Here is a 13,224-nt window from a genome sequence, read left to right as displayed (position 1 = left end):
GCTTATACATATATAAAAGAGCGTTACTTTAGAAGTAGCGCTCTTTTTATGTAAAATCAATAAAGTACGGAATCATCAAAAGAGAAAACCGCCCTAACAAATGTTGGGGCGGTTTTTGATTATTTTGATATTAGATTATCCTACCGTAGCACGCTTAAAGCCTGTAACAGAAACATCTCCATAAGACTCAACATATTTTGCAACATTGATTTTTTCATCTTTAATGAAGTTCTGGTCCAATAAACATTGCTCTTGGTCCAAAGTAGTGTTGTCGGAAATAAATCTTTCCATTTTACCTGGAAGAATTTTGTCCCAAATTTGCTCTGGTTTACCTTCAGCTTTCAATTGTGCTTTAGCATCTTCTTCGGCTTTAGCTATAACTTCATCAGTTAATTGAGACATTGAAATGTACTGAGGAACATTTTTAAGAGTTTTTCCCAAACGACCTAGTTCTTCGTTATCTTTTTCGATAACAGCAATTCTAGCTTCTGTTTCTGCAGCAACAAATGAAGGGTCAAAATCTTTGTAAGACAAAGTTGTTGCTCCCATTGAAGCTACTTGCATAGAAACATCTTTTGCTAGAACATCAGCATTTTCTACTTTAGCCGATAAGCCAACCAATGCAGCGATCTTGTTAATATGAACGTAAGTTCCAACGTAAGGAGCTTCTAATTTTTCGAAAGCAGTGATTTCTAATTTCTCACCAATAACTCCTGTTTGCTCAACTAATTTGTCAGCAACTGTCATTCCTCCAAAATCAGCAGCTAAAAATGCTTCTTTAGAGTCATAGTTTAAAGCTATTTCAGCAAGTTCATTAGCTAAAGCTAGGAAATTTTCGTTTTTTCCAACGAAATCAGTTTCGCAACCTAATACAATTGCAACACCAGCTGTTTGGTCTGCGTTCAATTTAGAAATTGCAGCACCCTCGGATGAATCTCTATCGGCTCTTTTAGCAGCTACTTTCTGTCCTTTCTTACGAAGAACTTCAATTGCTTTGTCAAAATCTCCCTCAGCTTCAACCAAAGCATTTTTGCAGTCCATCATTCCTGCGCCAGTAGCTTTTCTTAGTTTGTTTACTTCTGCGGCTGTAATTTTTGCCATTTTTTGTTCTATTTTTCAATTTGCTCTAAGATAGCGCGTATTTCTAGCGCTATCTTAAACCAAATGTTATGTTATTATTTTATTTACTGTAAGTAAGGTGGAAGAACTTATTCTACGCCTCCTTTAACACTGTCCTGCCATTCTTTAAGCTCATCCCATTTGCCATCAGCAGCCATTTTGGATTGCTTTGGCCATGAAGTTGGGTCAAGGTGTGCCATTCTAGAGCTAGCTTCAGTAAGGATTTCCTTGATTTTATCTGGATTTCCTTCTGCTAATTTAGCGTAAGAATCAAAACCGGCATTAACCAAAGCTTCTGCAGCTTTTGGTCCAATACCTTCTATTTTAGTAAGGTCTACAGCTTCAGTAGGAGTTGCTACGGGAGCTTCAGCTTTAGGAGCTTCTTTAACTTCTTTCTTAACCTCTTCTTTGGCTACTTTTTTAGGCTTTTCTTTTTTAGCTTCTTCAGCACCTTCTTTATCCGATTGTTTTTCGGATTTACGCTCAGCAAGACCTTCAGCGATAGCATCGGTTACCTGAGTCATAATAATATCGATGGATTTTGATGCATCGTCATTAGATGGAATCAAATAATCAACGTCTCTTGGGTCTGAATTGGTATCTACCATTGCAAAAATAGGAATGTTCAATTTTTGAGCTTCCTTAACAGCAATGTGCTCACGCATAGTGTCAACAATAAACAAAGCGCCAGGTAAACGGGTCATGTCAGAAATAGAACCTAAGTTCTTTTCTAATTTAGCACGAAGACGATCTACTTGTAGACGTTCTTTTTTAGACAAAGTCATGAACGTTCCGTCTTTTTTCATACGGTCAATAGAGGCCATTTTCTTTACCGCTTTACGGATGGTAACGAAATTTGTCAACATTCCACCAGGCCATCTTTCTGTGATGAAAGGCATGTTTACGTTTGCTACTTTTTCAGCAACGATATCTTTAGCTTGTTTTTTTGTAGCTACGAAAAGAATTTTTCGACCAGATGCGGCAATTTTTTGAAGGGCTTCGTTGGCCTCGTCTAATTTTGCAACTGTTTTATAAAGATTGATAACGTGAATACCGTTACGCTCCATGTAGATGTAGGGCGCCATGTTAGGGTTCCACTTTCGTGTAAGGTGGCCAAAATGCACACCAGCTTCCAATAATTGTTTTACTTCGACTTTCGCCATTTTAATTTAGTTTACGTTCTTATGAATTGGCAATGCTTAAGTGGTATGCCTATAATGGCAAGCCTCAAGCATTTAGATGCTAAACTAACGGTGCCTATTAACATTTAGATGTCATAAGGTCTCCCGAGGAACTATTTTTCAACAAAAAAATAGTTTTTTAATTTATCCGCTTTATGCGGACTTTCAATGAACTTTGATTAGAAAAATATAAAAAATGATACCCGTCCAAAGGACAGGTATCTGTATAATAATGTAATATTAACGCTTAGAGAACTGGAATTTCTTACGAGCTTTCTTTTGCCCAAATTTCTTACGCTCTACCATTCGTGGGTCACGAGTTAATAAACCTTCTGGTTTAAGAACCAACCTGTGCTCTTCATCAACTTCACACATAGCTCTAGAAAGAGCTAAACGTATAGCTTCTGCTTGCCCAGTAATACCACCACCGTATACATTTACGTTTACATCGTAAGTTTCTTCGTTTTCGGTAAGTGCAAAAGGTTGTTTAACCTTGTATTGAAGGGTAGCAGTTGGGAAATAATCGTTAAGATCTCTCTGGTTTACTGTAATGTTTCCTTTTCCTTCTGAAACATATACACGGGCAACCGCTGTTTTTCTTCTGCCGATTTTATGAATAATCTCCATTACTTGAATTCTTTTAAGTTGATAACCTGTGGTTTCTGGGCTTCATGATTGTGAGCGGTCCCAACAAAAACCTTAAGGTTTCTGAAAAGATCTGCACCTAATCTATTTTTTGGAAGCATACCTTTAACCGCTTTTTCTACAATTGCTTCAGGCTTTTTAGCCAATAGCTCTTTTACAGAAGTAGCACGTTGGCCACCTGGGTAACCAGTATATCGCAAATAGGTTTTGTCATCCCATTTGTTTCCTGTCAAATTGATTTTCTCAGCATTGATAACAATCACATTATCACCACAATCAACATGAGGGGTGAAACTTGGCTTATGTTTTCCTCTAAGCATTTTGGCAACTTTAGAAGCCAATCGGCCTAAAGTCTCTCCTTCTGCATCAACTAATAACCACTGTTTGTCAACAGTTGTTTTATTGGCAGAAACGGTCTTATAACTTAATGTATCCACTACGGTTACTTTTTAATTAAACACTTCAATCCCGTCAAACGGGCTGCAAATGTACACTAATTCTATTGAAAAACAAGCGGTGTTTTGCGATTATTTTCACTTAAAAACACTCTTTTTCAATTTCTTGGGCGAATTTAAATAAAAACATACACTTAAAGCTAATGTTTCTACTAATTAGAGCTGGTCAAGTCTATTTACACGAAAAAAGGATTCTCAAATATTTGAGAATCCTTTTCTTTTTAGAAAGACACCCTTGCTGTGGTGTGTTTGTTTTGTATGCTGATAATTTTTATAGGTTTAAAGTTATACCGCCGTTGTAATAGGTGTTTTTCCCTATATTTCTACCATCTATAATAGCTCCACCGCCAAAACTTGCACCAATGAAGTTTGTAAAGGGGATATAAAGGTTACCGCCAATTTTGGAATAGTTAACTATTGTTTCCGGGAAGTTCCCAGCAAAGCCTGGGCCCATTATATCTACACCGTTTAAAGAGGTTTGAGAATCTAGAAAAGCATCTAGATAGAAGTTTTTAGCGGCAAATCCTATTTTCACCACGGCATTTACAACATCGGGCGCATCAAACTTATCACCAGTTCCAAGATTGAAATTATTATCGGATTTGCCTCTTAATCCGTATCCGCCAATAACCATAGCAAAAAATCCGCTATTGTTTTTGTACTGCAACCCTAATTTCCCATCTATACCAGGTGCCCCTGAGCCGTTGGATAAAATACCACTGGGTTCATAGTTTAATGGAATTGAACCTCCTAAAGCTACAATGTAGGTCATAGTGCCGTTTGGCAACTCCTTAATGTAGGGCGCCCACTTTACAAATGCACTGATATCTTGGAAGTCGGATTGTTCCGTTGTGCCGTTAATGGGGTCTGCGCTACCGTTTCCTTCTTTTTGAATGTAGGGTAAATTTCCTATTACCGCAATGTTATCGGTAATGGCGTATGTAGCGTAAAGGCTATATATAGTTTGATCAATTTCGTTATGAGCAGGAACAGGGCTCACTTCTTCACCTCCTACATAAAATTCATCGTAGTTACCGGATAAGTAGGATAAGGAAATACTGGCTTTACCTTTTTTGCTAAAAAAACCATCAATAGGTCCTTGGGCGCTTAATCCATGGGTAAAAATACTAGTAGCAATCATAATTGGGGCTAAAACTGCAATTCTTTTTTTCATTTTCATGATATTTTTAAATTATCAGTCTTTGTACGGTGCTAAAGTTTTGCCTTACATAATAAATGTTAAAATATAATTTATTCTATGGGTTTTATGGGGTATGTAGAAACAACCTATTCATTTTGCGAATAGTTGAAAGTGAATTACCAAAACTTATGGGGTAAACGCGGATAGAACACTACGTGTTTTTGAACGTAATATTTTCGTGTTGGTTGTTCTTTATTGTTTGTAGAACTTAAGACGGACTTTTTGCTCGTTAGAATGAACGGTAATGATATATGCTCCTGAATCTAGAGAAGAAATAGGAACGCTTATTGCGTTTCTGCGGATCTCCCATTGGTGTGAACCTACGGTATTACCATAAATGTCCAATATGGAAATGGTTGCTTTTGCGGTGTTTTTCAATCCTAATAAATTTACTACGTTACTAGCGGGATTAGGAAATACCTTCACTTTTTTTATTGAAGTCGTGGTAGTTTCATGAGCCACGCTCTCTTCTATAACTTCCTGTGCATGGCTGTTACAGACATAAAACAAAATAGTAAAAAGTGTAGCTAACGTTTTCATTGGTTTATTAGTAAGTCCATTTCTGCTAGAATGGGAATATAAAAGTAGCTACGAAAAGCTCTTTCTGCGAATTTATGTTGTGAAAGGGCGGGTTTTGTATGTAAAGAGTGTTAGTAAATGTTAATTCTCTAAGACCTCCGTCTTTATAAAAGGTAAGGAAAGATTAATAATAGTTAAGAGGTGTATAATTAAGTTCACTCTTGATATTAAAAGCTGAATTCTGTTTTAGTTGTAGATGAATTACCACGACTATCTTCTGTTACAATTTTTATGTAGTGTACAGTGCCGTATTCTATGGGCTGATCAGAAATATTCATAATGTTGGTTTGAGAGAGCAATAGTTCTGGATTTGCCGTAGTGCCCAAATAAATATTATAAAAAGATATATCATCATCTAAATCGGTAGTAGACCATTCTATATTAACGGTGCCATCCTCATTATCTGTGATTGTTATTTCTGCTGGAAAAGGTGCAAAGTTTTCTTCTGAAATTCCTTCTGAATAGAAATTCCATGTGTTACTTTCTTCTTCCTTATCTTCTAAGGCTGCAGTAACGGTCCATGAGAATTGAGTGTCTTTGGGAAGCGTCACAGCTTTTGACTCAGTATTTGAGAACATTGAAATTACCTCACCTGTAGTCTGATTCGTAATGTCTAGTTTATAAGAGGTTGCATTAGTTGACTTTGACCATAGGAATTCTATATCCAATTCGTTGTTAGCTTGGTTTACGCCCTCAGTACAAATTAAATTGTTATCAGGAAACACGAGATTAAAAGCTCCAAGTTCTATTTCAGGGTTTGAAGGCAAAACCTGATCAACTAAATCCTCTTTGTTTCCTTTGCATGCTACAAATAAAATGACGCAAAAGATAAGCGTTAGTGAGTTTTTCATTTTTTTACAATTTTGGTTTGAATGTCTTGGCTGTCAGAAAATATTCGTACCAAATAAGTGCCTATGGGTAGGTCACTTAGTGAAATGGTAACAGAGGAGTCATTTATTGCTTGTTGCATACTCTTGATAATCTTTCCGTTTATGGTATAAATGGTAATTGTAGTTTTCTCATTATTCTCAATTCCTGTAATGATGGCACTGTCAGTAGTTGGATTGGGATAAGTTCTTACTGTATTTAGGAGGATACTTTCCATATACTCGCCTTGGCATTCCTTGTCCGTTGATGCGACAATAGTATTAAGCCCGTCATCAAGGTCAAAAGAAAGTACTTGATTTCCTGTATCATTAAAGCTGTAATTAACCTCCTTTGTATTGACCATAAGAGAGTAGTTCTTGGATCCTGAGACTACTAGTTTACCTGTCTTTTTACTATTATTTATATTGATTTTGCCAGATTTAAAATCTTCTGGGGCCTCAACTTTAACAGTATAGCATCTTTCAAAAGTTGGGAATATGGGTATGGTAATGCAAACGTTGTAGGTGTCGGCAGGTAAGTCAGAACGAACCAGCCCCGTTGATTTATTGATATTGTTGAAGGTATTATCTAGTAAACCAGCAGTTATCTGAACAGTATATGAATAGTCTTCTTCAAAACTTACCGAAATTTCACCATTGTCGGAATCTTGGCAAGTTGTACTGGAAACTTTTACCTGAATACTTTCATTAGGTATGTTAGGTTCCGAAGGAGAGGTGATGGTGCAGCCATTTGTATCTACAGTTTCTCCTGTTGGCGTGTTAGGACATTGGTCATTATCATCAGTAACACCATCATCATCCGCATCATTGTTTATTTCTACCGGACAACCGTTCGCGTCTACTGTAGTATTCGCAGGCGTGTCTGAACAATTGTCAAGATCATTGCTCACGCCGTCATTATCATCATCCAACTGACTTTCAGAACATCCATTTGCATCTGCAGTTTCTCCTGTTGGCGTGTTAGGACACAAGTCATTATCATCTATAACACCGTCATCATCCACATCATTATTTATGACTATCGGGCAACCGTTCGTATCTACTGTAGTATTCGCAGGAGTGTCAGAACAATTGTCAAGGTCGTTGGTTACTCCGTCATTGTCATCATCCAGTTGACTTTGTGAGCAACCATTTGCATCAACCGTTTCACCTGTTGATGTATTAGGGCACTGGTCTGAAGAATTATCAACACCATCATTATCATCATCAGTACTTGCGACATTTGCTCTAATTATAGTGTTGTCTAATAATATCCGTTCTTGTTGTCCATTAGAAATTACATTAACTTGGAGATTAACCATTTCATTGGATTGAGGGGTGTAAAGTGTAGAAAATGTATACCAACCTGATTCTGTAGGGTTTACAGAAAATGATTCAAAAGTATCAGCAAATATTCCCTGAGTAAATAGAAGTTCTAAATTATTAAAAGTACCTTCTAAAACTTTATAATCTATGGAGATTATATACTCAACTCCTGCATAAATTTGAATGTCATTCTGAAAAATGGAAGCAGTATTTGAGCCATTATCAGCTGTTTTAAGTTCATTACTATACTGTAAATTATCGTTTATATCTTCATTTTTATTCCACGAACTACCTGGAATGACATTTCTTCCCCAATCTCTAAGGTTTTCACCACTATTAAGAGCCCAATCCTCAAAACTTGGGTCTTTTAAAAGGTTTGTATCGTCAATAGTTACCTCGCAGCCTGTATCATCTACTGCTGAGGCAGAAGAAGGTGTATTTGGACAAAGATCATCTGAATCCTTAATGCCATCATTATCAGAATCTACAGGTGTGGTCCCTAGAACACGCATATTGTCAAAAAGTACAATGCTAGTAGTTGCGGAATTAGCTCTAAACTCCAATTCAAAAACATAGTCTTCGTCGGATACATCTGTATCAAAATCAAAACTATAGGTATGCCAGTTACCGTCGGTATTTAAAGTTAATGATTCTGATATATATTGTATGGTATAACTACCAAGGTCTTTAAGAATCCAAAGTGTAGCGGTAGTAGAGTTTCCTATGCCTTGTGTTACTTTGTAGTCAAATGCAAATGTGTGTTCTGCATCAGTGGCAAGTGTTACTTGGCTTACATTTCTTGTGCTTAATATGGTTTTGTTAGATAGAGAATTGTTTAGGTCTAGTTCTAAAGCAAAATTACCTTCAGTAGCATCGGTTTGCTTACTTATGCTATTTTCATTGGTAATCGCCCAATTTTCTGGTTTTTCAGGGCTTCCTGACCAGTTTTCAAAGCTAAAATTTTGCAAGTAATTAGTTTGGGAGAAACCTAATTGAGAAGCGAATAAAAACAGTGCTACAAAGAGCCATTGGGGAAATTTTAGAGACATAGTTGAGAGGTTGTTTAAATCTAACGTGAGAAAAACACTAAAATTTTGGTAGGTACTGATTTTTTAATGAAACGCCCTTCCTAATTATTATGTCTGTCTCAATGTTAGATTTAATGCGCCTCTAGCCAATCTTGCCCAATACCAACTTCTACATCCAAAGGAACCGATAATTTGTAAGCATTTTCCATTTCCGATTTAATTAGAATTTTCAATTCTTCCAACTCGGGTTTGTAAATGTCAAATACCAATTCATCATGCACTTGTAAAAGCATTTTAGATTTATAGTTGCCTTCACCTAGTTTTTTATGAATATTGATCATCGCTATCTTAATAATGTCTGCAGCGCTACCCTGTATGGGTGCATTTACAGCGTTACGCTCTGAGGCACCACGCACTATGGCGTTGCTTCCGTTAATGTCTTTTAAGTAGCGTCTTCGGCCTAAAACAGTTTGTACATAACCATTGTCACGGGCAAAATCTATCTGTTCGCTCATGTAATTACGGAGTTTAGGATACGTTTTATAATACGTATCAATAAGCTCTTTGGCTTCCGAACGGGATAGGTCTGTTTGATTGCTCAGGCCGAAAGCAGATACACCATAGATGATTCCGAAATTTACGGTTTTCGCATTGCTTCTTTGTTCACGGGTTACTTCTTCAATAGGAACGTTAAATACTTTTGATGCTGTGGAAGCATGAATATCTTCACCATGTTTAAAAGCTTCGATCATGGTAGTTTCTTCGCTCAATGCGGCAATTATGCGCAATTCAATTTGAGAATAATCCGCAGCTAATAAAATGTAATTCTCATCCCTTGGGACAAAAGCTTTTCGGACTTGGCGACCTCTTTCCGTACGGATAGGAATGTTTTGTAGATTCGGGTTATTACTACTTAACCTACCTGTTGCGGCAACGGTTTGCATATAATCCGTGTGTACTCTTCCTGTAGTTGGTTCTACTTGTTCTGGTAGTGCATCTACGTATGTGCTTTTAAGCTTTGCCAACCCACGATAATCCAACACATTTTGGATAATTTCATGATCTTTGGCTAAATAGGATAGTACATCTTCTGCCGTAGAAAACTGACCTGTTTTGGTCTTTTTGGGCTTATCTACCAGTTTCATTTTGCTGAAAAGTATTTCTCCCAATTGTTTTGGCGAGCCTATATTAAATTCTTCTCCTGCGGCTTCGTATATTTTCTCTTCAAGATTTTTAATATCGTCATTCAAGTCTTCGGAAAGCGAATTCAAGAATCTTTCGTCTAGATTGATGCCTTCTAGTTCCATATCGGCCAAGACATGTAGCAACGGAATCTCAATGTCTTTAAAAAGCACATCCGTCTTTGCGTCGGCAAGTTCTGGTCTAAAATGTTCCGCTAACTGAAAGGTAACATCCGCGTCTTCCACTGCGTATTCCGTTTGTTTTTCCAAAGGAACATCTCGCATATTCAATTGGTTCTTCCCTTTCTTCCCAATAAGTTCTGTTATGGAGACCGGAGTGTAATTCAGATAGGTTTCTGAAAGTACATCCATATTGTGTCGCATATCAGGGTTTATTAGGTAATGCGCTAACATGGTATCAAAAAAATCTCCTTTAACCTTAATCTTATATTTGTCTAAAACTTTGATATCATACTTAAGGTTTTGCCCTATTTTTTCAATGTTTTTAGCCTCAAAGAAAGGGCGTAAAAGCTCTATGAGTTCCTGTGCTTCTTCTTTGTTTTCTGGAAAAGGAATATAATACCCTTTCGTAGCTTCCCATGAGAATGCGATACCTACGAGTTGAGCTTCAAGCGGATTTAAGGAAGTAGTTTCCGTATCAAAACAAACCGAAGTCTGTTTCATTAAATTTTGAACAAAGAGTTTCATTGCCATACCGGGTGCTACACTTTGGTACACGTGAGGTACGTCCTTGATGGTTTTTCGGCTGGAACTATCTGTAATTGTAGCGGCAGAAGCTCCGTCACCACCAAAAAGTGAGAATTGCCCGCTACCAGCAGACGAAGAGGTTGACGCTTGTTTTTTCGCGGTTTCAGTATTGCTTACTTGAGTTTGCGTTTCATTTTCGGTTTCACCTGAAAATATTTTAATGAACTGGTCTTTTAGTCGTCTAAATTCAAGTTCTTCAAAAATCGCTTGTACTTTTTCGCTATCTGGAACAGACATTTCATAATCTTCGGCATTAAAAGTAACATCGCAATCTATACAGATGGTCGCTAATTTTTTAGAAAGGAGCCCCAACTCTTTATTCGCTTCAACCTTTTCTTTCATTTTCCCTTTTAGCTTGTCTGTGTTCTCTAAAAGACCTTCCATAGAGCCAAATTGCTCAATGAATTTTTTGGCTGTTTTGTCACCAACACCGGGTAAGCCTGGAATGTTATCACTAGCATCTCCCATCATACCCAAATAATCTATTACTTGTTCTGGGCGTTCTACGCCAAAACGCTTCTGTATTTCAGGAATACCCCATATTTCTATTCCATTGCCCATTCTAGCAGGGCGGTACATAAATATATTTTCGGATACCAATTGTCCAAAATCCTTATCCGGTGTAACCATAAAAACTTTGTAATCTTCTCTTTCGGCCTGTTTGGCCAAAGTGCCGATAATATCATCAGCTTCCCAGCCTTCAAGAACTACCGAAGGGATGTGCATAGCTTTCAAAATGTTCTGAATGTATGGAATTGCCGTTCGAATGGCATCAGGTGTTTCATCTCTATTGGCTTTGTATTCAGGAAACAGTTCTGTACGTTCCGCACTTCCGCCTTTGTCAAAACAAACCGCTAGATGGTCTGGTTTTTCGCGTTTAATCACATCAAAAAGTGAATTCATGAATCCCATAATTGCGGAGGTGTCCATGCCCTTGGAATTGATTCTAGGGTTTTTTATAAGCGCGTAATATCCGCGGAAAATAAGTGCGTAGGCGTCTAGTAAGAAGAGTCGTTTTTGTTCTGGCATTTTATAGTTTTTCAAAAGGATTCAAAGCTAATCAAGTTTTTGAACTCTTTTTAGTGTTTTAAGATTTGATATGACTTTTAGCTAGATTATTTACATGCCCCTCTTCAGAATAGGACCTATATGTAAATCCGGGATGAATACAATAACCGCCGGTTTCGCCAGCTTTGTTAATGGCAATAAACCCGATTTGAAAATCGTTTCGACCTTTATTTTTGGCCATAATTCGTTCTACCCCTTCTTTACAAGCTTCTTGAGGAGATTTCCCTTGTCGCATTAATTCTACGATAAGAAAGCTACCTACGGTACGGACTACCTCTTCGCCCACGCCGGTGGCTGTTGCTCCGCCTACTTCGTTATCAATAAAAAGTCCAGCGCCAATTATTGGGGAGTCACCCACGCGTCCCGCCATTTTGTATCCCATACCACTAGTGGTGCAAGCGCCGGAAATATCTCCGTTGGCATCAATGGCGAGCATGCCTATAGTATCATGATTCTCGATATTTATAATAGGCTTGTAATGTGCCGTTTTTTGCCATTCTATCCATTCTTGTTTTGATTTTTCTGTGAGTAGGTTCGTTTTTTTGAACCCCATCTCATAAGCGAATTGTTCGGCGCCCTTTCCAGCAAGCATAACATGTGGCGTTTCTTCCATTACCTTGCGGGCAACCAAAATAGGGTTGGCAATATTCTGCATGGCAAGTACTGCTCCACAGTTACTGTCTTTATCCATAATACAAGCATCAAGCGTGACATTCCCATCCCTATCCGGTCTTCCGCCAATACCTACGGTTTGGTTGTTTACATCATTTTCCTCTACCATTACACCTTGGGTGACCGCATCAAGTGAGGAGCCGCCATCTTTAAGAACCTCCCATGCTTTTGAAGATGCCTTTTGAAAATTCCAAGTGCATATAACAATAGGTTTTATAGCTACTGCATTATTCGCTTTTTGATAAGTAGATGTATTAGTTTGGCCGGCTATTAGAGGTGCCGAAATTAAACCGGCCGTGGCGGCGGTTGAATTTTTCAGGAACTTTCTTCTTTGCATGGTATTAAGATTTCTATTTTAGGGGTAGTTTTAAAATGCCACTTGGGCATTAAATATAAGTAAAATGCTAATAGAAGTTTGTGCCAATTCTTTGGAATCTGCATTAAATGCGCAAAAGGCAGGTGCCAATCGCATAGAGCTATGTTCCGAACTTGCAATAGGCGGGATTACACCTTCCTATGGATTGTTGAAAAGTGTGCGAGAGCATATTTCTATTCCTGTTCATGTGTTAGTTCGTCCGCGTAGTGGAGATTTTACCTATTCTGCGGATGAGTTGAAAATTATGAAAGAAGATATTGCCTTATGTGTAGACTTGGGGTTTAAAGGAATTGTTTCAGGGATTTTAAATACTGATTTTTCATTAGATGTAGGCCGAACAAAAGAATTGATCGAGGCTTCTGGAGATTTAAAGTTTACTTTTCATCGTGCTTTTGATTGGGTGGAAGACCCATTTGAAACCTTGTTTCAGCTAGAAAGCTTAGGAGTAGATTATATATTGTCATCGGGTCAGGAGAAATCCTCGCCAAAAGGAATAGAACTCCTAAAAGAACTTCTCAAGCAAGCCACTAGTTGTAATATTATGCCCGGTGGGGGAGTGCGGCCTGAAAATGTTTTGGATTTCAAAGAAGCGGGTTTTGAATTTGTTCATCTTTCAGGTACTAAGTTTTTGAAAACCTTACCGGAAACAAACAAGGTTTCTATGAACTCACCATCTTTTTTAAATGACATTGAAATAGCTGTAACAGACTTAGACACAATTATAAATATTGTAAATAGGGTTAAATAAAATCTAAATGA

The 13,224-nt window shown here is 37.7% G+C and carries 11 protein-coding genes; 1 reads left to right on the top strand and 10 read right to left on the bottom strand.

Annotated features, from left to right (window positions below):
- Window positions 1–135 precede the first annotated feature (135 nt).
- The 10 genes from tsf to KO521_RS13220 all read right to left on the bottom strand — a co-directional run bounded on the left by tsf (window position 136) and on the right by KO521_RS13220 (window position 12,426).
- A complete protein-coding gene (tsf, locus tag KO521_RS13280) occupies window positions 136–1,101 on the bottom strand; it encodes a translation elongation factor Ts (protein WP_215940383.1) in 966 nt (321 codons plus the stop codon).
- A gap of 107 nt (window positions 1,102–1,208) precedes the next feature.
- A complete protein-coding gene (gene rpsB / locus KO521_RS13275; protein WP_215940382.1) occupies window positions 1,209–2,282 on the bottom strand; it encodes a 30S ribosomal protein S2 in 1,074 nt (357 codons plus the stop codon).
- 258 nt (window positions 2,283–2,540) lie between these two features.
- Complete coding sequence (rpsI, locus tag KO521_RS13270) at window positions 2,541–2,927, bottom strand: 30S ribosomal protein S9 (protein ID WP_215940381.1); 387 nt, start codon at window positions 2,925–2,927, stop codon at window positions 2,541–2,543.
- Complete coding sequence (rplM, locus tag KO521_RS13265; RefSeq protein ID WP_215940380.1) at window positions 2,927–3,382, bottom strand: 50S ribosomal protein L13; 456 nt, start codon at window positions 3,380–3,382, stop codon at window positions 2,927–2,929. Before rplM ends, rpsI begins: the two co-directional genes overlap by 1 nt.
- 289 nt (window positions 3,383–3,671) lie before the next feature.
- On the bottom strand, window positions 3,672–4,574 hold the full coding sequence (locus tag KO521_RS13260; RefSeq protein ID WP_215940379.1) for a hypothetical protein: 903 nt from the start codon (window positions 4,572–4,574) through the stop codon (window positions 3,672–3,674).
- 219 nt (window positions 4,575–4,793) lie between these two features.
- Window positions 4,794–5,141 (bottom strand): T9SS type A sorting domain-containing protein, encoded by a 348-nt coding sequence (locus KO521_RS13255; protein ID WP_215940378.1) that lies wholly within the window; start codon window positions 5,139–5,141, stop codon window positions 4,794–4,796.
- A gap of 206 nt (window positions 5,142–5,347) precedes the next feature.
- Window positions 5,348–6,031 (bottom strand): hypothetical protein, encoded by a 684-nt coding sequence (locus tag KO521_RS13250; protein WP_215940377.1) that lies wholly within the window; start codon window positions 6,029–6,031, stop codon window positions 5,348–5,350.
- The gene (locus tag KO521_RS20555) at window positions 6,028–8,421 is read right to left on the bottom strand and encodes a T9SS type A sorting domain-containing protein (protein WP_289846448.1); all 2,394 of its coding nucleotides are present in this window, start codon (window positions 8,419–8,421) and stop codon (window positions 6,028–6,030) included. Before KO521_RS20555 ends, KO521_RS13250 begins: the two co-directional genes overlap by 4 nt.
- Before the next feature lie 110 nt (window positions 8,422–8,531).
- Entirely contained in the window at window positions 8,532–11,378 is a 2,847-nt protein-coding gene (gene polA / locus KO521_RS13225; protein ID WP_215940376.1) for a DNA polymerase I, read from the bottom strand.
- A gap of 58 nt (window positions 11,379–11,436) precedes the next feature.
- Window positions 11,437–12,426: an isoaspartyl peptidase/L-asparaginase family protein gene (locus tag KO521_RS13220; RefSeq protein WP_215940375.1), complete on the bottom strand. Its 990-nt coding sequence runs from the start codon at window positions 12,424–12,426 to the stop codon at window positions 11,437–11,439.
- Window positions 12,427–12,490: 64 nt separating this feature from the next.
- Between KO521_RS13220 and KO521_RS13215 the strand changes: the two genes are divergently transcribed.
- A complete protein-coding gene (locus KO521_RS13215) occupies window positions 12,491–13,213 on the top strand; it encodes a copper homeostasis protein CutC (RefSeq protein WP_215940374.1) in 723 nt (240 codons plus the stop codon).
- Window positions 13,214–13,224 lie beyond the last annotated feature (11 nt).

This window comes from Zobellia uliginosa (assembly GCF_018860745.1).
Classification (GTDB): domain Bacteria; phylum Bacteroidota; class Bacteroidia; order Flavobacteriales; family Flavobacteriaceae; genus Zobellia; species Zobellia uliginosa_B.
Note: the sequence above shows the minus strand (reverse complement) of the source record. Positions and strands in the feature narration are given on the sequence as shown.